Below are 24,506 nucleotides of genomic sequence, written 5' to 3'. Positions count from 1 at the left end.
GCAGCATGATGGGCGGTTACGGCGGTCAATTCCTGGCCGGCATTCTGCTGACGCTGGAAATCTCCGTCTGCTCCTATTTGATCGGGCTGATCTTCGGCGTCCTGGGGGCGGCGGCCAAGCTTGCGCCCTGGCGGGTGCTGCGGGTGCTCGGCAATCTCTATACCATCATCGTGCGGGCGCTGCCGGAACTGCTGCTGCTGCTGATTGCCTTCTATGTGCTGGCGGGCGCGCTTTCGGGCCTCGCGGCTTCCGTCGGACTGGTCAAGTCGGACTTTTCCTTCAGTCCCTTCCTGGTCGCGGTCATCGCACTCGGTTTCATCCAGGGCGCCTATGTGACCGAGATTCTGCGCGCCGGCGTGCTGGCGCTGCCGCGTGGGCAGAGTGACGCGGCGCTGGCGCTGGGCCTGTCCTTTCCGGTGCGCTGGGGCCGGGTTTTGGGGCCGCAGGTGCTGCGCCATGCGCTGCCGGCGCTGGGCAATGTCTGGCTGAATGCGACGAAGGATTCCTCCCTCATCAGCATCGTCGGCGCTTTCGCCGATGTGCTGAAGGTCAGCAGCCTGGCCGCCGCCGCCACCAAGCAATACATTCTGTTCTATGCGCTGGCCGCGCTATGCTTCCTGCTGATCAGCGTCGTTTCCATGTGGATACTGAATGCGCTCCATATCCGCAGCCGGCGCGGACTGCATATCGCATGAATTTCGACGGCCATTTCTTTCTGACGCAGGTGATGCCGCAATTGATCGCGGCCATCCCCATCACGCTGGAACTGACGGCCATCGCCGCTATCGGCAGCGCTGTCTTCGGCATTCCGCTGGCCTTGGCCCTGGGGGGGCGCGCCTGGTTCCGCTGGCCGGCCCAGGCCTATAGCCTGCTCATGCGCGGCACGCCGATGCTGGTGCAGATCTATTTCATCTATTACGGCCTGGGCTCGCTGATCCCTGGCCGCTGGATGCGCCATAGCTGGGCCTCGCCCTATCTGCGCGACGCCTTTTGGTATGGTGTCGTGGCGCTCATCATCAACGAAACCGCCTATGTCGCCGTCATCCTGCGCAGCGGTTTGGACGGCGTGCCGCGCGGCGAGCGCGAGGCGGCGGCCGCACTCGGCCTGTCGCCCTTCACCACCTTCCGGCGCATCGTGCTGCCGCGCGCCTTGATGATCACGCTACCGACCTTCGGCAGCGAACTTATCCTGCTGCTGAAATCGACCGTTCTGGTCTCCACCATCACCATCTTCGACGTGCTGGGCACGGCGGACGTCATTCGCTACCAGAGCCTGCGGGTGCTGGAGCCTTTGGCGGGCGCGGCCATCGTCTATGTCGTGCTGGTTGGCGCGATCAGCCTGGTCGTGATGGCGATCGAGGCCTCGCTCGCGCGCATGCGCTAGGGTCTGTCCGGTTTGTACGAAAGCGTCTTCCCAAGCCGTCATGCCCGCGAAAGCGGGCATCTTCTACGGCTCGGGCCGTGCCATAGTAAGAGGATTCCCGCTTTCGCGGGAATGGCGTTGTTTCAGTCTAAGCCTGGCAGATTTTAAATCGCGCCTGCGCGATCAGTTGCCGATAAGGCTCTGGCAGAGGGTCCAGGCATTGTCCGTCAGCCTCAGCCAGCTCTGATAGTCGAATACGCGATAGCCGTAATAGACGGCCACCAGCAGCGTGAGATTGAGGAGCGGAAACAGGAGGGTCCGCAGACGGCTGGCGCGCCGGTCAAGGCGCTGCTGCTCGGCCGCATGCGTGTAAAGCTGGTCCTCGTTCGACCGAAGAATAAAGGCCCTGGTGAAGTCCATAGCAGCTACCCGCCAAATCCCTGAATGCCGGGATTTAATAGGTCTGGGCTTGTTGCGCGGACATCCCGACATTTAGGCGATGGCTTGTCCAGCCGGTTAGTCAGTTGGTACTACGAACCGGCTGGCCGGTAAGTCTTTGTTCTCATCCCGTTGACGCGGATAGGGACGCCCGCCTGATCATCTGGTTAAGCCTAAAGAGAGTCGTCATCCCCGGCCTTGTGCCGGGGATGACGCAGTGTAAATAGCCGAATCGCTTTGACGACAGCAGGCCGCGTCCTAAAGCGCGCTATGCGTCACGCGCCCATCCATCATCGTGAAAATGAAGCGCGCGGATGTCAGCGCATCGGCAGACGCCGTGATCGGGTCGACGGACATTGCCGTCAGATCGGCGCGCATGCCGGGCGTCAGCGCGCCGGATATCGCTTCCTCATGCACCGCATGGGCCGCGACGCTGGTCAGCCCGGCGAGCGCCTCCACTCCCGTCAGCGCCTGGGCCGGCTGGATGGCCGCGGCTTCCGTCTGCTCGGCCAGACGGCGGAAGCGTGCGCAGACCAGAATATCGCGCGGATCGAAAGGGGCGATCGGCCAGTCAGACCCCATCACCACCGGCGCGCCGGTGTCGGCGATGTCCCGGCTGCGCCAGGCGCGATTGGCGCGCTCCGTGCCAAGGCGGCTGGACCAGTTGTCGGAATGGTCCGCGCGCGTATAGCGCACGGCGTGGGACGGCTGCATGGACGGGACAATGCCTTCCGCCGCGAAGCGCCCGATATCCTCGTCCGGCAGCGTCTCGATATGTTCGACGCGATGCCGGGCGGCGCGGCGGACATCCTCCGGCACCTCTTTCAGCGTATCCAGCACGTAGCGGACAGCCTTGTCGCCAATGGCATGGGTGATGGTCTGCACGCCGCGTTCGGCAAAGAAGCGGGCGGCATAGTGATAGGTCGTGGGGTCGGTCCAGAGGGCGGACAGGCCCTCGCCGAAGCGGTCAGGCTCATGCAGCCAGCCGGTGCCGCCGTCGATCGTGCCGTCGATGAAGAATTTCGCCGCGCAGACGCGCCAGTGGCGGCCATGCAGGCTTTGCTGGGCCAGAACCTCATCGATATCGGATTGCGTCGCACCGGGATTGACCCAAGGGGCCACATGCAGGCGCAGCGGCAGGTCGGCTTCGGCTTCCAGCGCGGCATAAAGCTCCAGGCTGCGGGTATTGGCGTCCATGACATGAATGCCCGTCAGCCCATGGGCCGCCATGCGGTTCAGCGTGGCGCGCAGTGATGCGGCACGTTCGGCGAAGCTCGGCACCGGGATCAGGGATTTGACCAGCGCAATCGCCTCCGGCTCCAGCAGCACGCCCGTCGGCTTGCCATCGGCATCGCAGACGATGACGGAAGCGCCGATGAAGCTGCGCGGCCCGGTGACGCCGGCCATGGCCAAAGCCGTGCGGCTGACGGCGACACCGTGATAATCGAAGACATGCACCAAGGCCGGGCGGCCGCCGACTGCCTCCTCGATCGCATCCGCGATATGGGGAATATCGGCATAGGCGATTGGGTCTTGGCTATAGCCCATCACCCATTGGCCAGGCGGGGTACGCTGCGCTTCCGCTCGCAGGCGCGCCAGCATTTCCTCCGCCGTGCGCGCGCCCGTCATATCGACGCCGACCTGCAGGTCGCTGCCGGAGACAGGGTGCGCATGGCCGTCCACCAGGCCGGGCATGAGATAGGCGCCGTCCAGATCGAAAACCTCGGTCCGGCTGCTGCGGAGTTTGAGAATATCCTCGCCGCTGCCCACGGCCAGGATCACGCCGCCGCTGATGGCGATGGCGTCGCCCTCGCGCATACCCTCAGGCGCCGTGGCATCCCGCAGCCGCGCGTTGAACAGGATTTTGTCTATGTGTGTCGTCATGGTCCTGTCGCCTTACGCCAGAAAGCCGTCCGCCTTCAAATCCGCCCGCGTGCGCGTAATCGCCTCGCGCAAGGTCGCGGCCGTCTCGGCGATATGATCCTCGGTAAAGATCAGCGGCGGGGACAGAACAATCAGATTGCCGATGGAGCGCGCGATCAGCCCCAGTTCATGGGCGTGATCGGCGATGCGATGGCCGACATCGGCCTTGGGCGCGAAAAGCTCCTTGGTCTTCTGGTCGGCCACCGCTTCCACGCACATCATGAAATGGCTGCCGCGCACATCGCCCACGATATCGATATCGAGCAGGGATTTCAGCGCCGTCTCGAATTTCGGCCCGTTCTCCCGCACATGGCCGCAAATATCCTCGGCCTCCATGGCGCGGATGGTGGCGAGTGCCGCCGCGCAGACCACGGGATGGCCGGAATAGGTGAAGCCGTTGGTGAACCAGGCCTCTTCCGGCGCGGCATTCAGCACCGCCTGCATGCGGTCGGAATAGATGACGGCGCCCAGCGGCTGATAGCCCGAGGTGATGCCCTTGGCGGAGATGATGATGTCGGGCTCCAGCCCGAAATGCTCGGCCGAAGCGAAGAAATGGCCAAGGCGGCCGAAGCCGGTCACGACCTCGTCGGAGACATACAGGATATCGTATTTGCGGCAGAGGCCCTGCACGCGGGCATGATAGCCGCGCGGCGGCACAATGACGCCACCGGCGCCCATCAGCGGTTCGGCGAAGAAAGCGGCGATGGTATCGGCGCCGAGCGACAGGATGCGCTCTTCCATTTCGCTGATCAGCAGGTCGAGGAAGCCAGCCTCATCCATGCCCTCAGGGCGGCGATAGGTATTGGGGGACCGCAGGGTCTGCACCATCTCGGTTTCGAAATTGAGCAGCGGGCTGCGCGCCGTGTGACGGCCGGACATGGAATGCGTCAGGTAGGTGCTGCCGTGGTAGCTGTCCATCTGCACCAGCAGGCGGCGCTTGTCCTTCTTGCCGCGCAGCGCATGATAAAAGTGAATCAGGCGGACAGCGCTGTCATTGGCGGTCGAGCCGCCACAGGTGAAGAACACGTGGTTGAGGTCGCCGGGCGCGATGCGGGCGATTTCCTTTGCCAGATCGGCGGCGGGCAGGGAGCCGACATCCACGAAGGGCGTGAAATAGGGCATCCGCCGCGCCTGATCGGCAATGGCTTCTACGATATCCTCGCGCCCATAGCCCAGATTGACGCACCACAGCCCGGCCATGCCGTCCAGATACTGGCGGCCCGTCGTGTCATAGACATGCACGCCGCGCGCGCCGCTGACGAGGAAGGAGCCACGCTCCTTGAAGCTCGCGAAATTCGTCCAGGGGTGCAGCAGGTGCTGGCGGTCAGCCTCCCAGGCGGCCTTGGCCTCATCCTCCGGAAGGGCGAAATCGCGCGCCCCGGCATTGGAGAGGCGAGCATCGGCAGAGAGGGAGACTGTCATCGTCAGCGCGTCCTAAGCGATTGTCCTATGGGCCGCCTCTGACGCGACGGGGCGGATTGTGATCACCTTTTTGCCGGACGCAAGGATTTTGTGATCAAATCCTTCAGGGGCGCAGGGTCAGCACCCAGGTTTCGCCCATCAGGGGCATGCCGAATCGCTCATGCATTTCGGTTTCGGTGATCGTGAAACCCTGTTCGGCATAGATGCGGCGGGCCGTTTCCAGGATGGAATGGGTCCAGAGCGAGATTTCCCGGTAGCCGGTCTCGCGGGCAAAACTGACGCAGGCGGAGACCAACGCTCGGCCGACGCCTAAGCCCCGCGCGAAGGATTCGACGTAAAGCAGGCGCAGCCGGCACAGCCCATCACCCTCATCGGTCAGGAAGACGGAACCCGCGATGACGCCGTCCACCTCGGCCACCCAGCATTGTTCCCGGCCGGGTTTGAAATTGCGCAGGAAATTGGTGGTGACCTCGCCTTCGATGACCTCGATCTCCGGCCCCCAGCCATAATCCTCGCGATAGACGACAGACTGGCGGGACGCGATCAGCCCCATATCACCGGCGCGGAAGGTGCGCAGCGTGAAGCCGCGTTCGGCGGTGGGGTCAAGCAGGGATTGCAGGGTCGTCAGTGCCTGCACCAGTTGTACGCGCTGGCCGTCATTCAGGCGGTCCAGGCTGGCCTCCACCACCTCCTGCTGGCGGCGGTCCAATTCGGCCGCGACCTGTCGCCCGTCTTCAGTCAGGGCGATAGGGCGCTGGCGCGCATCCTCCGCTCCGCGCAGCCGCTCGATCCAGCCCCGGGCTTCGAACCGGCTGAGAACCCGGCTGACGAAACCGCCATCCATGCTCAGAGCTGTTTGCAAATCAGCCGCGAGCGGCCGGTCACGCTGCGCGATTTCGAACAAAAGCCGCGCCTCGGCCAGAGACATGTCGGTGCCGAGGAATTTGGGGTCCAGCGCGCCGACATAATGCGTGAAGAAGCGATTGAAGCGGCGCAGGCGGGCGGTGGCGTTTTCCATGGCCCGACTATCGATAAACAACTTGACTAAGTCAAGTATTCACGGTGCGTAAAATGCATCCAGCACGCAAAGCGGCGTGACGATCAGACTGACGATGGCAGCAATCACCAGGGGCAGCAGGAAGATGCCGCGCCCCAGCACGGCCGGCAGCGGCAGGCGCGGGATCAGGACGACAGTCGCCGGCAGAAGGGGCAGAAAATACCGTCCGGTGGGTCCGATAACGATGGGAAAGCCGACCGGCGTCCAGCTCAGATACTGGGACATATAAATGGCGATGACGATCAGCCCGAGCATGACCGCAAGGGCGCATTGATCCCTTGTCCCGAAGCCGGACGGCTGGCTGCCTTTGCGGTCAGCAATCGCCGCCGACAGCAGCGCCAGCCCCCACAGCGCATAGACGGAGCTCGGCAGGCGCACCGAGACAAAGCCCAGGATGCCGATGAATTCCAGCAGGATGGCTTTCTTGGCCCAGAGCGACTGCAGAGTCAGCGTCACAATACGCCACGGTCGGGCGGCCAGCACCTTCACTTGCGCGGCGCTATCAGGGCTGGTGAAGATCGGGTGGGTCGCGCCGGGCCAGAGCGGACCGGCGTGATAGGGCGGCAGCGGCGGCCAGGGTGTCGCGATATGGGCCATGGCATAGGCCGCCCAGCCCAGCGCCGGGACCGCGCAAAGCGCCGCCAGCATCAGCCGCAGCCTACAGGCACGGCTCCATGCAAGCGGAAAAACCGGCAATAGCAGAAGCCCGGCATAGGGAATTTTGGCGAGCGCCACGAGGCCGAGCAGGGCGGCAGCGGCAATCCAGGCCGGGGAGATGGTCATGCTTGAGGTCGGCTCATCGGCATGGCGCGTCAGCAATGCCACCGCCAAAACCGTCACCGCGATCAGCAACCCGTCCTGGTTGAGCGAGGCAGCGAGCGACACTTCCATCGGCAAGGCCAGCGTGCAGAGCAGAATGGCATGGCCACGCCGCGCCACGGTCAAGGCCAGCATGCCGATCACGGCGAATATGGCAAAATTCACCAGCCGGGCAGCCAGAAAGGCATCGGCCGGTCTGAGGTCGATCAGCCGTATCCCTGCGATGGTCAGGGCGGCCGGAACGTAGAAGACCGGCATATACAAGGCGAGGGGCGTGATTTCCGCGAAGCTCCGCTGGCCCTGCCATTGCGCCGCCCGCGCCGCGCGCATCCTGTCTGACGTCACCCAGTCACCGGGGCCGCGCACCGTGGCCGCCGCCGCGATGCCGGGGTCGGCAAGCACGCCCGCCGCTATGCGCGGGCTGCCGTCCGGCAGATGGATGAGGGCGCGAAAGCCCAGGATGTCGCCATGCGACAGGCTTTCCGCGCGCAAGGCATGGGCGGTCTCATCAGCGACACCCCCGAGCGGCGTCACGAAGGCCAGGATGATGCCAAGCGGCACTACCAGCGTGAGGAAGATGACCACGCAAATTTGCGACATCTGACCGGGCAGGTGCAGGCTGGGCGCTTGGCCGGCAGGCTGGCGGCTGCGCGGCCGGTCTTCACTGACGGTGCGGAAAGCGAATGCCTTGCTCATATGGCGGCCTTTTGAGAGAGGCCTGCGACGGCGCGGTTGTAGATCGGTGCTGGCGCCAGACGCCCGTCATCGTCATCGCTGTCGAACAGGCCGGAACCACGCAGGCCCATGCGCGACAGCCGGTAGTCGATCGAGGTTGCCAGAACACCCAGGCCATAGGTGACGCTGCGATGGAAATTGATGCTGGATGCTTCGCCGAAATAGCGCGTCGGGCAGGAGATTTCACCGATCCGGTATCCGGCATCGACGGAAAGGGCCAGCATCTGGTTGTCGAAGACGAAATCATTCGAGCAGCGCAGCAGGGGCAGGCGTTCCAGCACCTGGCGGCTCCAGGCGCGATAGCCCGTGTGATATTCAGACAGGTTCTGCGCCAGGAGAAAATTCTGCGCCCGCGTCAGCGCCCGGTTGGCAACGTATTTGTACAGCGGCATGCCGCCTTTCAGCGCATCCCGGCCGAGCATGCGGGAGCCGAGCACGACATCGTAATGGTCGGAGGCGATCATGGATGCCATGGCGCTGACCAGTTTCGGCGAATACTGATAGTCAGGATGCAGCATGACCACGATATCCGCGCCGCGCGCCAGCGCCGCCGCGTAGCAGGTCTTCTGGTTGGCGCCGTAGCCGCAATTCTGCTCGTGACAGAGCGTGAACAGTGACAGTGCCTTGGCCACGTCGACGGTGCGGTCCTGGCTCGCGTCATCGGTCAGGATGATGTCGTCGACGATATGGCGCGGAATCTCGGCGATGGTGCGCAGCAGGGTCCGCTCCGCGTTATAGGCCGGCAATACGACAGTGACGCGTCTTCCGAGCAGCATGAACAAGATCCCATCTTCTATCTTGGGCAAGGCAGGCCGAATGGGCCGCCGCCGAGCCTGGGCAGATGAGAAAATCTATAATGTGGGAAAAATTCCCACGCAAGGGTGTGGGAGATGTTCCCACGATTAGCCGCGCATGTTACCCTTCGTATCGGATCATGAACCCGCATGCCCTTCCCACTGAAGCGATCCTGAACGCTTCCGCCCATTTGCTGCGCCCCCTGGTGCGGCTGATGCTGCGCGTCGGCATTACCTTCCCGGTCCTGGCCGAACGCCTGCGCATGCTCTTCGTGGAGGTCGCGGCGGCGAGCCTGGAGCAGGAGAAGGCGCGCACGGACAGCCGGCTCAGCCTCGCCACAGGTATCCATCGCAAGGAAATCCGGCGGCTGCGTGAAGCCGGTGGCGGTGCGCCGGTGCCGCCTTTGCCGGAACCGAGTTCCGTGACCTTCACCAGCGCGCTGATCGCCCGCTGGCTTTCCACGCCGCCCGGCACGGACAAGGCGGCCGATGTCTGGCTTCTGCCGCGCAGCGCGGCGGAAGGGCCGTCCTTCGATGCTCTGGTACGATCCATCACCACGGATGTGCGGCCACGCGCGGTCCTGGATGAACTTCTGGCCCAGGGCATCGTGACGCAGGAACTGGGCGATCAGGTGCGGCTCAACACTCTGGCTTTCGTGCCCATGCCGGGCGCGGAGGCGCAGCTCTTCTATTTTGGTCGCAATCTGCACGATCATATCGCGGCGGCGGCTGCCAATGTTCTGTCCGCCGGCCATGCGCCCTTTCCCGACCTCAGCGTGCATTACGACCGGCTGAGTGCGGAGGCGGCCGCGGCCCTGGATGCGGCGGCGCGCGCGGCGTCCACGAAACTCTTGCAGGACATCAATCAGCAGGCTGCGGCCATTGCCTCGCTTGATGACAAGTCTCCAAAAACGCGGCAGACACGGCGTGTTAATTTCGGCATCTACCTTTATGCCGAGGATGATGCCGGCGAGGGGCGCGGGTCATGAGGCGCGGTCTGGCTTTGACATCGATGGCCGTGCTGCTGGCCGCCTGCACCGGACAGTCGCTGGATAGGGCTGGCCCTGTGGACCAGCTGGGCAGGAATTGGCTCAGCCCCGCCATGCCCGGCACCGCCTGTCGTGTGCCGGGTGGCGACGGGCGGATGCAATTGGCCGAGCGCGGCATCGGCGGGACAGGGCCGATCACCAAGCCGCCGGACAAACCGGACCCGGACAGCGTTCCGCCGCCGATCGGTGTTGCCGCCGTCATCACCGGTTTCGGCAGTGTCTGTCTCGCTGGGCTGGAGGTTGATCTGGCGCCGTCGCTGACTGTCACCTCCGACGGCGTGGCAACGGAGGCAAGCGCACTTGCGGCCGGTGACCGCGCGCTGCTGATCGCGACCTGGACAGGTCAGCGGCCGCAAACGGCCAAGGTCGCCATCCGCCACGAAATCATCGGGCCTGTTGACAGCGTGGCAGATGATGGATCAATCGTCGTCGCCGGCCAGACCGTCCGCATCGCGGCCGGCGCCTGGATGCCGGTAGCATTAGCGCCAGGACGCTGGGTCGCCGTCAGCGGCCTGCCGCAGCCGGATGGCGGCGTGCTCGCAAGCCGCATCGATGCGGCAGCCACAGGGACAGCACTGCTGCATGGGCAATTGCAGCGCCAGGGCCGGGGCTATCGCATCGGAACCTTGCCGGTCATGGGTGCGGGTCTGGCAGCGCTTTCCGGTCAGCGCGTTAGGCTGATTGGCCTGCTGGTGGATGGCGGGCTGGAAGTGACGCAAGCGACGCCTGATCTGTTGCAGACCAATCCGGCTTCCGTTTTCGGCGCGGGCATCAATCACTATGCCATTCAGGCGCTGGTCGGTGCGGCGCCGCGCGGCGCCATGCCCTTCGCCGTGCATATGGCCTTGCCGCCGGGCGTGGCCCTGCCGTCTGTGAACGAACCTGCCGTGCTGGGGCTAGTGCGGAGCGCGGCGACGGGGCTGGTCGCGACATCGGTCAGCGTGTCACCGGCGGAAATGGGGAAAGCGGCCGGCGCGGCCGGGCCGAGTGGCGACGGCAATGGGCCAGGCCCGTCCGGCGGTGCGGGCGTCAATCGTGGTGAGGGGGGCGGTCATGCGGGCGGCCCAGGTGGCGGACCCGGCGGCGGCCCTTGATGGCGATCAAGCAATGAAAAAGGCGGCTGGTGCCGCCTTTTTCAGTCCAGCTATCGTTGATCGATCAGCTAAAAATGGCCTGACCGATATATTCGCCTTGTTTCGGGGCGGGGGGCGCGAAGAAAATCCCCGATCCGATATGGGCGATATATTCGTTCAGGGCGTCCGACGCCCCGAGACGGGTCTGCAAGGCTTCGAAATGCGCCGGGTCGTTCTGGTAGGACATGAAGAAAAGCCCCGCATCCAATTGCCCGAACTGATTGAGCCCGTCGGTATAGTTGTAGGACCGCCGCAGGATGCGGATGCCGTTGTTGTTCTCATGCGCTGCCAAGGCGATATGGGCGGTCGGCAGAATAACCGTATTGCCGCTGGCATCGGTCTTCGCGAAATCGGGCGTATCGAACTCGGTTTTGCCGGTCAGCGGCGCGCCTGAAACCTTGTGGCGGCCGAAGACGTTGTTCTGGTCGCTGACGCGATCGGTGTCCCAGTTTTCGATATGCATCTGGATCTTGCGCACCACCTGATAGGAGCCGTAGCGCTGCCAGGCCGGGCCGTCCTTCACCCAGACGAATTTCTCGAACTCGGCATCCTCTTTCAGATTGCGGGTGCCGTCCTTGAAACCGAGCAGATTGCGGGGGGTCTGCTGACCACGCCCGGCCGAGGCGCGGCCGAAACCCATGACGGTCCAGCGCGTCTGCGCGCTGCCGGTGCTTTTGGCGATGCGGGCCAGATCGCGCACGGCATGATAGGCGACCTGCGGATCATCCGCGCAAGCCTGCACCGAAAGATCGCCGCCCGTGAGACCCGGGACAAGCGAATCGCTCGGCAGCGCGATCAGTTCCCGCAGCAATGGCGGCCTCTGATGGCTGAGACCGTAGATATCCGTGAAAATCTTGGGGCCGAGGCCGATGGTCACGGTCAATGACGCGGGGCCAAGGTTCAGCGCTTCGCCGGTATCGAGCCCGACCGCGCTATCCTGCGGCGGCTCCACCTGGCCGATCGTCGCGCCCTGCATCATCTGCGCGATGGCCGCCGACCAGAGCGCGAGAAGCACCTGGATGTCGCCGACTTTGGCGGTAGTCAGGTCGAAGGTCATGAACATCGAATGACGCTGCGGCTCGGTGCTGATGCCAGCCTGCTGCGCATCGCCGTAGAACGGGTGGCTCTTGGTCAGATCCACCATATCGTCGCCGCTCTGCGCCGGACTGGCCGCGAAGGCAGCCGCATGCGCGGCCACCCCCACAGCACCCGCGGTCGCTCCAAAGAGCATACCGCGGCGGGACAGAGACGAAGCTTTAGTTGATGTGTCAGCCATTATTTTTCCGCGGTTGCAACTTTTTCACCGATCTTCGACAGCGGCTCCTGCAGGGCCTGGATCGCCTTGCTCAGCTTCGCTGCGTCAGCGGCCTTGATCTGCGCCGTATACAGCTCGTAACCGCCCGGCTGGGTCTTGTCACGATAGGTATCGAGCATGGCATTCACCTTGGCGAACTCGGCCTGCACGCGCGCGGTCAGGTCGGGGTCGATCTTCATCATGCCGGGTTCGAGAAAGGCGAAAGCCTGCTGGGCGCCTTCGACATTGCCCGCGAAATCGAGCAGGTCGATATGGCTGAAGTCTTCTTCCTCGCCTGTCACCTTGGTGGTCTGCACTTCTTCCAGCAGGTCGGCCGCGCCATTGGCGAGGTCTTCCGGCTTGTAGGTCAGCGTGGGCGTGAGCTTGGCCAGCATCTCGACATGAGTCAGAAGCTCAGCGGCCTGCGACTTCGTTTCGGCCGTGATCGCGTTGTTCTGGAACAGATCGCGCTCGATCGCGTGGAAGCCGTGCCAGCCGACCTTGGGGTCCAGCGCGGAGGCGCGCATGTCGATCAGATAATCCAGGCTGCCGGCGTTGTCGGTGGCCTTGAAGCCCGGCAGCACGAAGCTGTCGACGTCGGATTCGATGCGCTCATAGAAGGGGCGGGCGAGCGGGTATTCGGCTTTCGCCTTGGCCAGATCGCCGGCATCGATATCGGCTTTCAGGATCGTCACGGCATCGACCATCGAGGCGGCGACGCCCGCGACATATTTGGCATAGCCGATGGTACCGTCCTGCAGTAGCTGGGCGGTCGTGCCCGTCGCTGCGGCGGCGGCCTTGCCGGTGACGGTGAAGGTCTGCAGTTCCTGGCCGGCGCCGGGGCAATAGACCTGATAGCTGCCGCCACCCAGCGTCAGCGTCAGCGCGACGGCGGGCAGGCCGGGGGCCAGATTCTCTTTCTCGCCCAGGATGCGGTTGTCGCTCTGGATTTCCACTTCCGTGATGGCGGTCGCGGTCTTGTTCGTCACCGTGAAGGTGATCGGACCGGCCTTGATGTGATCATAGTCGATCAGGCAGGCGCCGCCATTGTCACCGACCAGCGTGATATGAACCTGGCTGACGCCATTGACGACGGGCGCGTCCTCCGCAGCCCGTGCGACGCCGGAGAGCGCCGTCGTCATGGACAGGACGGTGCCGAAGCCGGCTGCGAGCAGCAGCGGACGGCCGAAACTATTCAGCGGCATGCGTATTTCCTTTGGACAAAGAATGAGCGGTAGGGATCTGCCCCGCAGCGCCTGCCATGCGATTGAGCGCACGGGTTTTCGCGCTGGCGGTCAAAGCAAGGAAAAGGGCGGTCAAAGCGAGCAGCGCCGGCAGGATCAGCGCCCAGAAGCCGCGCTCCTGCTGATCGGCGGACAAGCGGCCGAAGGTCGCGGAGACATCGGCCGCATAGCCGCTGGAAATCTGCCAGTTGCCAGCGGCATCGCCGCTGACGGTCAGTGGGCGTGGGGCGAAAAGTCCGCTGCCGGAAATCTGCACGATGGTGACATCCGACTGCGCCGCGTCGAGCAGCACACCGTCGGTCGTGGTCCAGACATCCGTGGTGCGGGTCTCGTTCCACGCGGCGTCATAGGGACCGGGATGCATATGGAAATTGAGGCCGACCGGCGCGCGGCCGCCATTCAGCGCAAAGACCTGGTCGATGGTCAGGGTCTTGGGTGCCTGGGCGGGCGCGGTGTTCGTCGCCAGATGCCAGCGCCGGGCCGGCAGGCCTTCATGGCTGGTAGCCTGCGCCTGAGAGGCGGGCAGGGCGATGCGGCTGTCCTGCCCCTTGATCGACAGCGCCAGCGCCAGTCCGTCGGACGTAATCTTTGCGGTGCCGATTGCGCTCTGGTCGCTGTCCGATGAGACGAGCGTTGCCGCCGGCAGCGGGCCGGGCCGCGCCTGCGGATAAAGCAGTGCCAGGCCGGTCGCGACGACGAGGAGGGCCACCGCGATCGTGAAGCGCAGCTGCACGGCGCCGCGCGGCGAGGGGCGGCGGGATTGCGGCCAATAGACGTAGAGTGAGACGGGGATGAGATAGGCGAACCAGCCGATGACTTCGATCAGTCGCGGATCGGTCGGCACGCCCAGCACGCCGGTGATCAAAGCCGATTGCACGGTCCCCGGGGCGACCAGCCAGGCTAGGTTGACGGTCATCTGCTGGCCGGCATTCAGCCAGCCGGCCTCGTGGCTGGTGCGGAGCGCGGTGATGACAAGCCCGGCCGCGACCAGGATGAGGAAGGCGCCGGTGATGCGGAAGAAACGGGACAGGTTGATCTTCACGCCACCGACATAAATCCCCCAGCCGATGACGACGGCCAGCGCCACGCCCAGCATGGCGCCGGTCGCGGCCAGGACGGCCGATTGCGCGGCCGAGAAGGTGGCGAGCAGGAAGACAGCCGTCTCGAACCCTTCCTTCAGCACCGCGAGGAAGGCCATGGCGGAGAGGGCGAAGGCACTGGTCTGGCTCAAAGCCTCGGCGGCCTGGGCTTCCAGCTCCCGCTTCATGCTGCGGGCATGCTTGTTCATCCAGGCAATCATGCCGGTGACGAAGAAGATGGCGATGGCGCCAATGACGCTCTCCATCCCTTCCTGCGCTGCCTGGGGCAGGGCCTGCTCGACGAGGTCCAGCCCGACGCCGACGAGGATCGACAGGATTACGGCCAGGCCGACGCCGGCCCACATGGCGGTCAGGCTGCGGCGGTTATTGCGCAGGAAGGCGGCGATGATGCCGACGATCAGCGCTGCTTCCAGACCTTCACGCAGGCCGATGACGAAAGTCGCGAGCATCGCATGGGTTCAGCGGAAGTCCGCCGCCTCTTGTCGCAGGATGAGGGGATCATTGGCCTTGCCGGCCGCATAACCACTGCCGGGCGGTTGCCCGAAAGCGTCGTTGAGAATGTGGTCAGACTGTCATCGCGTGGTCCGCAGCCTCCGCCCGCTCAGGCTTGTTGAATGCGAAGCTGGAATATCCGCCTGTTGACGAGATTGCAAGTCATTCGCAGTCGCGGTCTCAACCGAAAAACGGAGGGGCGGGTTGCGTCGCCATCTGACGCGCCAGCCGGCCCGGACGGGTCCGGGATTGGCAGCCCGGGCCGCAGTTCAAGCCGGAAGGCTTGGTCCCAAGTCTCTAGGTCATCAGGTCAGGCTCGACGCTGGAGAACTAGTATCGGCGGCCGGGTTGCATGTAATTATATGTTATTTACAAATAATGTGGATGATCAGGGGCGAAGTTATGTTAGTTTTTGGCATCGCCGCTCAGCGCTTGATCTTGTTTCATTCCTTCTGAGCACCGTCGCCAACCGACATTTTTGCAGGCATTGGTGATCGCCGTATGAGCCTGACGTTTCTCGGACTGTGCATCAGCACTGCGACCGGCCCGCATTTCGTCCATGATCCGGGAATCGTCGTGCTGTCCTACTTTGTTGCCGTGATCGGCAGCTATGCCGCGCTCGACATGACCGAGCGGCTGAACAAGGCCAGCGCGCCCGCCGTGTATCTTTGGCTCGCCGGCAGCGCCCTCACGCTCGGCGGCAGCATGTGGTCGATGCATTTCATCGGCATTCTGGCAGTCCGTGCGACCTTTCCGCTCAATTATGATCCCGTGCTGACCACGATTTCCTTCGCCATTGCCGTGCTGGCCTGTGCGGTCGGCCTGGAACTGGTCCGTGGGGCCAAACTGCCGAACCGGCTGCAATATGCGGGTGCGGGCGTGACCGTGGGCATTGGCGTTGCCGCCATGCATTATACCGGCATGGCGGCGCTGCAACTGCCCGGCACGCTGTCTTACCAGCCCGGCCTTTTCATCTTATCCGTCGTCATCGGCATCGGTGCCGCGACGGCTGCTTTCTGGCTGTCGCGCAATACCCGCCACAACTGGCAAAGGGCGGTCGCGGCGCTTGTCATGGCTGCCGCCATTGCCGGCATGCACTATACCGGCATGGCGGCGACCGTCATCCACTACGGTGCGGAGACGGTCGGCAGCGCCAGTCTTGAGCGCAGCCCGCTGACTTTGGCCATTGCCGGTGTCACAATCGCACTTCTTGGCCTCGCTTTAGTCTGCAACGCGGCTGATCGCGGCAAGGCGGTGGCAGCCCAGCGGGAGACCGATATCCTGGCCGCCTCGACACGGGAAATTGTTGGCCGTTTGTGCGCTGCCGGCGAATTCCGGGACGATGACACCGGGCATCACGTCCTGCGTCTGGCCCGCATTGCGAGCCGACTCTCGGAACTGTCGGGTACTGATCCTGCTTTCTCCAAGCTGATCATGGAAGCGGCGCCTTTGCATGACATCGGCAAGATCGGCATTCCCGACAGCATTTTGCTGAAGGCCGATAACCTGACGGAGGGCGAGCGCGTCAGGATGCGCAGCCATACCGATATCGGCCATACGCTGCTCACCGGCAGCGGCCTGCCGCTGCTCGATTTCGCGGCCGAGATTGCGCTGACCCATCACGAGAAGTGGGACGGCAGCGGCTATCCGCGTGGATTGCGTGGGGAGGCAATACCCCTGGCGGGCCGGATCGTCGCCATCGCCGACGTCTTCGATGCGCTACTTTCGCCACGGGCCTATAAAACGGCGTGGTCGGCGGTGGAGGTGAAAGCCTTGCTGGCCCGCGAGTCCGGCCAGCATTTCGACCCGGAACTGATGACCATCTTCCTCGCACATTTCGACGAGATGCTGCTGGTGCGCGGCGTGACGCGTACCGACGGCGGCTTCGGCGATGTTCCCCTGGTCATCGAAAATCTGAGAACGGCCTCAGCGTAGCGCAAGGATGCCATCGGCGCCGGCTAGGCTCGTCCCCCATCCGTCACCTTCGGCTAGCCGTCTGACCGCATGGCCATTGGCCATTTGATCCCCGCTTCGCGGGGACAATTCTCAAACTTGTGTCAGGCCAATGCGGCGGCATCGCCGAAATCAGCCGTTAGGCGCCAGTCTTTTGTGTGTGCAACGCACAAATTCAGATTTTATCACGAAGTTTTGAAAATTACATAATGCATGTAAGGAGTAGCCACAAAAGATGAGGTGGGCGCAATTTGTGTGAGCAGACAACCTGTCCCACATGCTCGTAGAACTAGTCCTGCATCGATCAACGGCTAGCGCGATCGAAAAAGCCAATCCAGGAGATCGAATTTGACGGATTGCCTTATCATTGGTGCCGGCCCTTACGGTCTTTCCCTTGGTGCCCATCTCAAAGCCCGTGGTCTGAGCTTCAGGATTGCCGGATCCGTGATGGGCGCCTGGACGGACAATATGCCGGAAGGCATGTATCTGAAATCCGAGGGTTTCGCGTCCTCGCTGTTCGAGCCGAGTGGAGCCTTCACGCTCGGGGCCTATTGTGCCGAGCAAGGCATTCCCTATGCCCATACGGGAATTCCGGTCAGCAAGGATGTTTTCATCCGCTATGGCGCGGCCTTTCAACAACGCTTTCTGCCCCATCTGGAAAATCGCATGGCCACAGCCGTCACCCGCACGCGCGACGGCTATCTGACAAGCTTTGCCGATGGCGGCCATATCGCCTCGCGCCAGGTCGTTGTTGCCGCAGGTGTCGGCAGCTATTCGCAATTGCCTGATTTCGCGTCGCAATTGCCGGCCAGGCTCTGTAGCCACAGCTCGGCCCATCATGATTTCGGCCGCTTCGCGGGCCGCGCTGTCGCCGTCATTGGCGGCGGATCCTCGGCCATGGATGTCGCCGCCGCGTTGCGGCGACGCGGCGCCCATGCGACGGTGATCGCGCGGCGCGCATCCGTCCGCTTTCAGACGCCGCTCGGCCAGCGCTCGCTGCGCGACAAGATCCGCGCGCCCATGACCTCGCTCGGCCCAGGCTGGAAATCGGTGCTCTGCACCCGTGCGCCAATGGTGTTTCACCACATGCCCGACCGCTTTCGCAGCGAAATCGTGCGCCGCTATCTGGGGCCGGCACCGGCCTGGTTCGTGCGCGACGAGGTCGAGGGCCATGTCGCGATCATGACCGGCACGGTGGTGGCAGGCGCGCGTGAAGAGGCTGGGCGCGTGCAATTGACGACACGCGACGCCGCCGGCGCCTCCGCCACCGTGGTGGTGGACCATGTGATCTGCGCCACCGGCTACAAGGTTGCCGTCAACCGCAACGCCTTTTTGAATGAGGCTATGGCGGGTGCCATTCGTGACGTTGGCGGCGCACCGAAATTGTCGCGCAATTTCGAGACCTCTTTGCCGGGTCTGTATTTCATCGGGCCTGCCGCCGCGAATAGCTTCGGCCCGGTCATGCGCTTTGCCGCCGGGGCGGAATTCACCGCCCGGCGCCTGTCACGGCATCTGGCGCCCATCGGCATTCTAGGGCAGCGCCGCCGGCAGCCGGCAGCCCAATATGGGCCGAGCCTGTCAAACTCCGTTTCCGCAGATGGGTAGCGCCACGCGGCGCACCGGTCGCGCCCGCATCCTGTTCGTCGCTCTGACCAATGATGTCGGCAGCGACCGGCTGCCGGCGGCGCTGGGCGCGCTGGGCGCCGATTGCGCGGTGCTTTGCCCGCCGGGCTTCTATTGCGCGGAAACGCGCTTCATGGGGCGGCGCTTTCCGCTGCCCGCTCAGCGCGGCCTGTGGCTGGCGCTCCCCTTCATTCGCAACCGGCTGGAAGCGGCGACCCGCGACTGGGATGCCGATCTCGTCATTCCGCTGGACGATATGGCGGCTCTGTCGCTGCGCGTCATCGCCACCGCCGCGACGGTGACGGCACCGCTGCGCGCCTTGCTGGAAATTTCCCTGGGCTCACCGCGCGGCTACACCACCGCTTGCACCCGGGCCGGCCTGATGCGGCTGGCGTCGGAACTCGGGCTGCGGACGCCGCGCGTCTGCATTTCGGCTGAGCCCGATGCCATGCTGCAACGCGCGCAGGACTGGGGCTATCCCGTGGTGCTGAAGGCAGAGCATACCTGTGGCGGGCATGGCGTCACGATCGCCCGCAACCCGGACGAATTGCGGCGCGCCATGGCGGCGGTGCGTGGCGCCACGTCCTGGCGGCGGCTGCGCGGCGCGTTGCGGCGGAAGATGTGGGACGTGGCCGGGTTCAGTACCGCGATCGATGCTCCACCGGTGCTGCAATCCTATGTCGCCGGTGTCCCGGCCATGCGCACGGTCTTCGCCTGGCAGGGCGAAGTGCTGGAAGGCGTCAGCTTTCTGGCCGAGAAGAACCATCCTACCCCGACGGGACCAAGCACCATGGTGCGTCACGTCGAGAATGCCGAGATGGCTGAGACGTCGCGGCAATTGGTCGCGGCCATGGGATGCTCGGGTTTCATCAGCTTCGACTTCATGTTTGATCCGGCAACGCGCCAGGCATCGCTGATCGAGCTGAACGCGCGCCCCATCGGCACCACGCATCTCGGTCGGTTGTTCGGGCATGACCTGTGCGCGCGCCTGCTATCTTGCCTGGATAGCGGCTTCCGCCCGGTCCCCTGGCGTCCGGCGCCGATATTGGCATCGCCTTTGGTGGCGCTATTCCCGAAAGAGATCGAGCGCTCGCCGCGCGACCTTGGGCGTCTCGAGGCGCGATGCCTCTATCACGACGTGCCCTATGACGAACCGCGTGTGATGGCCGCCTATCTGCGGCGCCTGCAGGCCATCCATCCGCAGGATTTCGGGCCTATTTTCGATGCCTATGGTGCCGCCACGGGCCGCCGTCCGGCGCTGGACGCGCCCGCGCTCGACTGGCTGCGCGGGCCGTCTCAGCCCTATGCGGAAGGTCGGCGGCACGCCTGAGGCGCACAGCGCCTCTTAAACGCTGCTGCTGGCCAGCGCCGGGCGGCGCCGCGCCGCGCGGGCACGAATGAAGCGCCGCAGCGGCACGTCGTAATAGGTTAGCGCAAGATACGAAATCACCAGCGCGGCGGCGGCTTCCGCCAATCCGAAGGCAATCGAGCCGCCAAGGCCGAAATGCTTGCGCTTCAGCACTTCCTCGCCGATGCGCAGAATCGGGCTTTGCAGGATATAGAGCGGATAGGACAGCACACCCAGAAAACGGAAGAAGGCCGAGACGCGCGGTCCCACCTCCGCCGCGGCACCCAGGAAGATGATAGCCGGGAACAGCAGGATGACATAAGGCAGCGTGAAGAGGCCGGCATGCCAGGGCGGCAGCATGAGGAAAGCGATCAGCGCGATGATCAGTCCTGCCGCCAGCCAGGGCGCGTGGCGGGGACTGCGTCGAAACCGGAAGACCAGCACGCCCGCGAAGAAGGGAAACAGCACGCGCGTGAAGCCGTAGATGAAATTGTCCTTGTCATAACCGCCGTAGATGTCGCCATGCACCAGCGCCGAGGCGATCAGCAGAAGCGCGGTGACGGCTAGGGTGCCAAGCAATACGCGCGTCGTCAGTTTCGGTGCGATGGCCGCGAAGACGGCATTGGCGAAAATCTCGAAGGTCAGGGACCATTGCGCCATGTTGAAGGGAAAAGCCGTGCCCCATTGCGGAAAGACGTAGGAGGGCAGAAGAACAAGCCCAAGCGCGCCGCTGATGGCGATCTGCGTATAGGTGACGTCATGTTTTACATGCGCCGCCAGCAGGCCCAGCACAATGCCCGCCATTGTCCCGACAAACAGCAACGGATACAGACGAAGGATGCGGATCCCGGCAAAGGATTTGAAATCCATGGCGCCGCTGCGCAGCTTGTGCTCGTAGGCGAAAGCCATCACGAAGCCGCTCAGCATATAGAAGAAATCAACGGCCAGCCCGGCGAAAGGCAGGATGCCGACGATATGCTGCTGGATAAGATGGAAGACAAGGACGGTGAGCGCACCGAAGCCGCGCAGACCGTCAAGAACGGCGAACTGATGTTTTCTTGTCGTCGTCACCTGCATCGGACAGACCTTCGCATTGTCCGATAAACCATAGCGGCAGTCAGGCGCATCCGGCATTCGGCTAAAAGCGTTAGGGCAGGCTGAAGGATAGGCCGATCTGTGACAGGGTTATATCGTGACACAAACACGTGAGTTGAGAACGGTGTTGACCGATCCCGCGTCCGGCAGCGTCAGTCGGGCTATGATTGAAACCGTCCTGGCAAGCGCGAAAGCGCGCGCACGACCTGTCTCCATCATGACGCGCAGACTTGGGTGGCGGCAGTTTGAGCCGCGCATCTCGTCGCTTCCGCGCCGGTCAAACCGAACTTGCGCGCTGCCTGGAAAGACCCGCGCGATGATCGGACAAAAAACGCCATCCTCTCGATTGCGCGCGGGGTTGAGTGCTTGTCCGTCTGAGCGGCGATGCGCGTCTTCATCCCCCCAGAATGGCCCAATGGGGGCCTCACGGCGGGCGCGTAACTGCTGAATTGTCGATTGTGAATTGGCGTCCCGTACGAGATTCGAACTCGTGTTACCGCCGTGAAAGGGCGGTGTCCTAGGCCTCTAGACGAACGGGACGAACCATTCTGCAATGATGCGGTGCCTGGCGGCGCCTCATCAGGCCGTGCCGCTGAGTAGCCGGGGGACGTCCCGGAATCAACCCCCGTGGCAGGTATTTTTGGTCAGATGTATGACAAGGCTCTCCCGCTCTGCGTGCAGAGGAAGGCAAATTAAGCCCAGGCACCGTCCTGCACGATGAAGCTCGCCGAAACCACGCCGTTCCATTCCTCCGCCCGCAGATAGCCTGCCAGATGCAGCGGCCGGCGGCCGGTATCAGTCAGCGCCTCGGCCAGCGGCCCGGTTTTGGCGCGGAACAGCAGCGCTTTCAGCCGGCCCCCGCCTTCGCCTTCCAGAATCGCGCGAATGGTGCCGCCGTCCTTGCCGATGCGGTCCACCTTGGTAACGCGCGCATGGGTCATGATAAGCAGCGGCTCGTCATTGCCTTGGCCGAAGGGGGCAAGCCGCGTCAGATATTCCGCCACCTGCACCGTGGCCCCGCGCGGCGTCATGACGCCTTCGATGGCGAGCGCCGCTGCCGCCGGCATCGCGCTTGCCGCCGCCAGACGCTCGTTCAGGAAGCCGTGCAGGGCCGGCACGCCCTCGATGGGCAGCGAGAAGCCGGCCGCCATGGCATGGCCGCCGCCGCGTTCCAGCAGCCCGTTCTGCCGTGCCGCCAGGATAGCGGCACCGATATCGATGCCGGGCACCGAGCGGGCCGAGCCTGTCGCCCGGCCCTCGGCATAGGCCATGACGGCCGCCGGCCTGTTGAATTTTTCCTTCAATCGTCCGGCGACGATGCCAACGACGCCGGCATGCCAGCCTTCGCCGCCCACCAGCAGCGCGGAATGCCCGGCGGCGATCTGCGCCTCGGCCAGCCGAAAGGCCTCTTCCATGACGCCAAGCTCAATCTGCTGGCGCTGGCGGTTGATACTGTCGAGCAGTTCCGCGATTTCGCGGCCTTCCTCCGGATCCTGGGTCAGCAACAGGCGCAGGCCGAGGCCGGAATCGGCGACGCGCCCGCCGGCATTGATGCGCGGGCCGATGGCGAAACCGCAGGAGGTTGTGGTCGGCACGCCGCGCGTGCCGGCAACCTCCAGCAAAGCCGCGACGCCCGGCCGGTTGCCGCGCGCCATGATGCGCAGGCCCTGAGACACAAAGGCGCGGTTGAGCCCGGTCAGCGGCATCACGTCGCAGACGGTCGCCAGCGCTACCAGGTCCAGCAGCGCCATCAGGTCCGGCTCGGGATGCGTGGCGTCGAAAAACGCGCTCTGGCGCAGATGGCGCAGCAGGGCGACGGCCGTCAGGAAAGCAATGCCGGTGGCGCAGAGCGAGCCTTGGCCGGACCCGCAATCCAGCCGGTTCGGATTGACGGTGGCGTAAATCGCGGGCGGCGGCCCTTCCGCCTTGTGATGATCCAGCACGATGGCATCCGCCCGGCCGGTCAGGCAGGTCAGCACGTCATGCGCCGCCGTGCCGCAATCGACGCAGATGACAAGCGTCGCACCCTTATCGACCAGCGCACCCAGTGCGGTCACGTTCGGGCCGTAGCCTTCCTTGGCGCGGTCGGGAATATGGGTATGGACGATGCAGCCCATGCCGCGCAGCAACTCGGTCATCAGCGCGGTGGAACAGGCGCCGTCGACGTCGTAATCGCCGAAAATGCCGATCGTCTCGCCGCGCGTCACTGCTTCCGCGATCCGCGCCGCCGCGTGGTCCATATCGATCAAAGTCGATGGGTTGGGCAGCAGGGCGCGGAGCGTCGGTGTCAGGTAATGAACCGCTTCCTCGATGCCGATGCCGCGAATGGCCAGCAAGCGGCCGACGATTTCCGGCACGTCCAGTTTCTGCGCGATGCCGAGGCCGAGATGCGGGGGCAAGGTTTCCGCCCCCGCGCGCCACAGCCAGCGGCGGCCGCTCAGGCTTGCCTCCACCCCCAGCACGGCCTCAGCCTCGGTCGTGGCGGGGGCGGAGACGAGCGCGCTCAGCGCCGCATCCCCCGTGACGCTTGCGGCATCACGCGTTGGTCCAATGCTTGATGGCGAAGTCGTGCTGCGCTTCGACGAAGCGGACGGTGCCGGACTTGCTGCGCATGACGACGGAATGCGTCACGGCGCCGCTTTCGGTGCGCAATATACCGCGCAGCATCGGCCCGGTGGTGACGCCGGTGGCCGCGAACATCACGTCGCCGCCGGCAATCTCATGCAGGCTGTATTTCCGATTGGGGTCGACCACGCCCATGGTGCGGGCGCGTTCGATCTGGGCGTCATCCTCATACAGCAGGCGGCACTGCATCTGCCCGTTCATGCAGCGGAGCGCGGCCGCCGCGATGACGCCTTCGGGCGCGCCGCCGGAGCCGAGATAGATGTCGACGCCGCTCTGCGGCAAGGCGGTCGCGATGCAGCCGGCGACGTCACCGGCTTCGATCAGCATGATGCGCGCACCGGCTTCACGGCATTCCGCGATGATCTCGGCATGGCGCGGCCGATCCAGGATGCAGACGACGAGGTCGGAAATATCAACCTTCTTGGCGCGCGCCAGATTGCGCAGATTGGCGCCGGCCGGGGCGTCCAGATCGACCACGCCCTGGGGCAGGCCGGGGCCTACGGCGATCTTTTGCATGTAGATGTCGGGGGCGTGCAGGAAGCGGCCCTTATCGGCCAGCGCGATCACCGCCATGCCGTTGGCGGCACCCTTGGCGACGATTTCCGTGCCTTCCAGCGGATCGACGGCGATGTCCATCTCAGGGCCGCCCATGCCGACCTTTTCGCCGATATAGAGCATCGGCGCTTCGTCCATCTCGCCTTCGCCGATGACGACGGTACCGGAAATGGCGACCGAGTCGAAGGCGTGGCGCATGGCTTCCACGGCCGCGCCGTCGGCCGCGTTCTTATCGCCGCGTCCGATCCACTTGGCGGCGGCAATGCCCGCCGCCTCCGTCACCCGCACCAGCTCCAAGGCCAGGTTGCGATCCGTATGTTGCCGGGGAAGTTGGGACATGGCGTGCTCCTTCAAGATCTCGCTCGCGCGGGACCGAGCCTAGCCCGGCCCACGCCGATTCGGGAAATAACGCGGCCGCGCGTTAGGCCGGGCCGCGTTAGGCCG

The 24,506-nt window shown here is 64.5% G+C and carries 19 protein-coding genes and 1 tRNA gene; 7 read left to right on the top strand and 13 right to left on the bottom strand.

Features of this window, described 5'->3' with window-relative positions:
* Positions 1-5 precede the first annotated feature (5 nt).
* Together ASILVAE211_RS14925 and ASILVAE211_RS14920 are read left to right on the top strand one after the other, a co-directional pair.
* On the top strand, positions 6-695 hold the full coding sequence (locus ASILVAE211_RS14925) for an ABC transporter permease subunit (protein ID WP_227322132.1): 690 nt from the start codon (positions 6-8) through the stop codon (positions 693-695).
* Positions 692-1,384 (top strand): ABC transporter permease, encoded by a 693-nt coding sequence (locus ASILVAE211_RS14920; RefSeq protein ID WP_227322131.1) that lies wholly within the window; start codon positions 692-694, stop codon positions 1,382-1,384. The genes ASILVAE211_RS14925 and ASILVAE211_RS14920 overlap by 4 nt, the downstream gene beginning before the upstream one ends.
* Before the next feature lie 162 nt (positions 1,385-1,546).
* On the opposite strand, the gene ASILVAE211_RS14915 is transcribed toward ASILVAE211_RS14920, so the two are convergent.
* The 6 genes from ASILVAE211_RS14915 to ASILVAE211_RS14890 form a co-directional block, all read right to left on the bottom strand.
* Positions 1,547-1,783: a hypothetical protein gene (locus ASILVAE211_RS14915; RefSeq protein ID WP_227322130.1), complete on the bottom strand. Its 237-nt coding sequence runs from the start codon at positions 1,781-1,783 to the stop codon at positions 1,547-1,549.
* A gap of 276 nt (positions 1,784-2,059) precedes the next feature.
* Positions 2,060-3,685, bottom strand: a complete 1,626-nt coding sequence (locus ASILVAE211_RS14910; RefSeq protein WP_227322129.1) for an amidohydrolase — start codon at positions 3,683-3,685, stop codon at positions 2,060-2,062.
* A gap of 12 nt (positions 3,686-3,697) precedes the next feature.
* Positions 3,698-5,146 carry an aminotransferase gene (locus ASILVAE211_RS14905; RefSeq protein ID WP_227322128.1) on the bottom strand — a complete coding sequence of 483 codons (1,449 nt, stop codon included), beginning with the start codon at positions 5,144-5,146 and terminating at the stop codon, positions 3,698-3,700.
* Positions 5,147-5,249: 103 nt separating this feature from the next.
* Entirely contained in the window at positions 5,250-6,164 is a 915-nt protein-coding gene (locus ASILVAE211_RS14900) for a bifunctional helix-turn-helix transcriptional regulator/GNAT family N-acetyltransferase (protein WP_227322127.1), read from the bottom strand.
* A gap of 39 nt (positions 6,165-6,203) precedes the next feature.
* Positions 6,204-7,718, bottom strand: coding sequence for a DUF2142 domain-containing protein (locus ASILVAE211_RS14895; RefSeq protein ID WP_227322126.1), 1,515 nt, complete (start codon positions 7,716-7,718; stop codon positions 6,204-6,206).
* Positions 7,715-8,533 (bottom strand): glycosyltransferase family 2 protein, encoded by an 819-nt coding sequence (locus ASILVAE211_RS14890; protein ID WP_227322125.1) that lies wholly within the window; start codon positions 8,531-8,533, stop codon positions 7,715-7,717. Before ASILVAE211_RS14890 ends, ASILVAE211_RS14895 begins: the two co-directional genes overlap by 4 nt.
* A gap of 158 nt (positions 8,534-8,691) precedes the next feature.
* Between ASILVAE211_RS14890 and ASILVAE211_RS14885 the strand changes: the two genes are divergently transcribed.
* Positions 8,692-9,540: a DUF6502 family protein gene (locus ASILVAE211_RS14885; RefSeq protein WP_227322124.1), complete on the top strand. Its 849-nt coding sequence runs from the start codon at positions 8,692-8,694 to the stop codon at positions 9,538-9,540.
* A complete protein-coding gene (locus ASILVAE211_RS14880; protein ID WP_227322123.1) occupies positions 9,537-10,694 on the top strand; it encodes a DUF5666 domain-containing protein in 1,158 nt (385 codons plus the stop codon). Before ASILVAE211_RS14885 ends, ASILVAE211_RS14880 begins: the two co-directional genes overlap by 4 nt.
* A 64-nt stretch (positions 10,695-10,758) precedes the next feature.
* Here ASILVAE211_RS14880 and ASILVAE211_RS14875 read toward each other — a convergent pair whose 3' ends face one another.
* The 3 genes from ASILVAE211_RS14875 to efeU all read right to left on the bottom strand — a co-directional run bounded on the left by ASILVAE211_RS14875 (position 10,759) and on the right by efeU (position 14,820).
* Positions 10,759-11,931 (bottom strand): Dyp-type peroxidase, encoded by a 1,173-nt coding sequence (locus tag ASILVAE211_RS14875; protein ID WP_227322122.1) that lies wholly within the window; start codon positions 11,929-11,931, stop codon positions 10,759-10,761.
* Between the two features lie 77 nt (positions 11,932-12,008).
* Positions 12,009-13,232 carry an iron uptake system protein EfeO gene (gene efeO, locus ASILVAE211_RS14870; RefSeq protein ID WP_227322121.1) on the bottom strand — a complete coding sequence of 408 codons (1,224 nt, stop codon included), beginning with the start codon at positions 13,230-13,232 and terminating at the stop codon, positions 12,009-12,011.
* Positions 13,219-14,820, bottom strand: a complete 1,602-nt coding sequence (gene efeU / locus ASILVAE211_RS14865; RefSeq protein WP_227322120.1) for an iron uptake transporter permease EfeU — start codon at positions 14,818-14,820, stop codon at positions 13,219-13,221. The genes efeO and efeU overlap by 14 nt, the downstream gene beginning before the upstream one ends.
* Positions 14,821-15,364: 544 nt before the next feature.
* Here efeU and ASILVAE211_RS14860 point away from each other — a divergent pair.
* The 3 genes from ASILVAE211_RS14860 (at position 15,365) to ASILVAE211_RS14850 (ending at position 19,769) form a co-directional block, all read left to right on the top strand.
* The gene (locus ASILVAE211_RS14860) at positions 15,365-16,798 is read left to right on the top strand and encodes an MHYT domain-containing protein (protein WP_227322119.1); all 1,434 of its coding nucleotides are present in this window, start codon (positions 15,365-15,367) and stop codon (positions 16,796-16,798) included.
* A gap of 366 nt (positions 16,799-17,164) precedes the next feature.
* Positions 17,165-18,421 (top strand): NAD(P)-binding domain-containing protein, encoded by a 1,257-nt coding sequence (locus ASILVAE211_RS14855; protein ID WP_227322118.1) that lies wholly within the window; start codon positions 17,165-17,167, stop codon positions 18,419-18,421.
* Positions 18,414-19,769, top strand: coding sequence for an ATP-binding protein (locus tag ASILVAE211_RS14850; protein WP_227322117.1), 1,356 nt, complete (start codon positions 18,414-18,416; stop codon positions 19,767-19,769). The genes ASILVAE211_RS14855 and ASILVAE211_RS14850 overlap by 8 nt, the downstream gene beginning before the upstream one ends.
* Before the next feature lie 15 nt (positions 19,770-19,784).
* Here the strand turns inward: ASILVAE211_RS14850 and ASILVAE211_RS14845 are convergent, their stop codons facing one another.
* The 4 genes from ASILVAE211_RS14845 to glpX all read right to left on the bottom strand — a co-directional run bounded on the left by ASILVAE211_RS14845 (position 19,785) and on the right by glpX (position 24,401).
* The gene (locus tag ASILVAE211_RS14845) at positions 19,785-20,864 is read right to left on the bottom strand and encodes an acyltransferase family protein (protein ID WP_227322116.1); all 1,080 of its coding nucleotides are present in this window, start codon (positions 20,862-20,864) and stop codon (positions 19,785-19,787) included.
* Positions 20,865-21,346: 482 nt separating this feature from the next.
* A tRNA-Glu gene (locus tag ASILVAE211_RS14840) sits at positions 21,347-21,422 on the bottom strand.
* Positions 21,423-21,574: 152 nt separating this feature from the next.
* A complete protein-coding gene (gene recJ, locus ASILVAE211_RS14835) occupies positions 21,575-23,344 on the bottom strand; it encodes a single-stranded-DNA-specific exonuclease RecJ (protein WP_227322115.1) in 1,770 nt (589 codons plus the stop codon).
* 73 nt (positions 23,345-23,417) lie between these two features.
* The gene (gene glpX / locus ASILVAE211_RS14830; protein WP_227322114.1) at positions 23,418-24,401 is read right to left on the bottom strand and encodes a class II fructose-bisphosphatase; all 984 of its coding nucleotides are present in this window, start codon (positions 24,399-24,401) and stop codon (positions 23,418-23,420) included.
* Positions 24,402-24,506: the final 105 nt, after the last annotated feature.

This window comes from Acidisoma silvae, assembly GCF_020618775.1.
GTDB classification, from domain to species: Bacteria; Pseudomonadota; Alphaproteobacteria; order Acetobacterales; family Acetobacteraceae; genus Acidisoma; species Acidisoma silvae.
This window is presented reverse-complemented; position numbering and strand designations above follow the sequence as displayed.

Bases quoted from the DNA above. Each gene is read 5' to 3' on its own strand.
- ASILVAE211_RS14895 (WP_227322126.1), bottom strand. From the start codon at position 7,718: ATGAGCAAGGCATTCGCTTTCCGCACCGTCAGTGAAGACCGGCCGCGC.
- ASILVAE211_RS14880 (WP_227322123.1), top strand. From the start codon at position 9,537: ATGAGGCGCGGTCTGGCTTTGACATCGATGGCCGTGCTGCTGGCCGCC.
- ASILVAE211_RS14905 (WP_227322128.1), bottom strand. From the start codon at position 5,146: ATGACAGTCTCCCTCTCTGCCGATGCTCGCCTCTCCAATGCCGGGGCG.
- ASILVAE211_RS14925 (WP_227322132.1), top strand. From the start codon at position 6: ATGATGGGCGGTTACGGCGGTCAATTCCTGGCCGGCATTCTGCTGACG.
- ASILVAE211_RS14910 (WP_227322129.1), bottom strand. From the start codon at position 3,685: ATGACGACACACATAGACAAAATCCTGTTCAACGCGCGGCTGCGGGAT.
- ASILVAE211_RS14860 (WP_227322119.1), top strand. From the start codon at position 15,365: ATGAGCCTGACGTTTCTCGGACTGTGCATCAGCACTGCGACCGGCCCG.
- ASILVAE211_RS14890 (WP_227322125.1), bottom strand. From the start codon at position 8,533: ATGCTGCTCGGAAGACGCGTCACTGTCGTATTGCCGGCCTATAACGCG.
- ASILVAE211_RS14920 (WP_227322131.1), top strand. From the start codon at position 692: ATGAATTTCGACGGCCATTTCTTTCTGACGCAGGTGATGCCGCAATTG.
- ASILVAE211_RS14845 (WP_227322116.1), bottom strand. From the start codon at position 20,864: ATGCAGGTGACGACGACAAGAAAACATCAGTTCGCCGTTCTTGACGGT.
- efeU (WP_227322120.1), bottom strand. From the start codon at position 14,820: ATGCTCGCGACTTTCGTCATCGGCCTGCGTGAAGGTCTGGAAGCAGCG.
- ASILVAE211_RS14915 (WP_227322130.1), bottom strand. From the start codon at position 1,783: ATGGACTTCACCAGGGCCTTTATTCTTCGGTCGAACGAGGACCAGCTT.
- ASILVAE211_RS14885 (WP_227322124.1), top strand. From the start codon at position 8,692: ATGAACCCGCATGCCCTTCCCACTGAAGCGATCCTGAACGCTTCCGCC.
- efeO (WP_227322121.1), bottom strand. From the start codon at position 13,232: ATGCCGCTGAATAGTTTCGGCCGTCCGCTGCTGCTCGCAGCCGGCTTC.
- ASILVAE211_RS14850 (WP_227322117.1), top strand. From the start codon at position 18,414: ATGGGTAGCGCCACGCGGCGCACCGGTCGCGCCCGCATCCTGTTCGTC.
- ASILVAE211_RS14900 (WP_227322127.1), bottom strand. From the start codon at position 6,164: ATGGAAAACGCCACCGCCCGCCTGCGCCGCTTCAATCGCTTCTTCACG.
- glpX (WP_227322114.1), bottom strand. From the start codon at position 24,401: ATGTCCCAACTTCCCCGGCAACATACGGATCGCAACCTGGCCTTGGAG.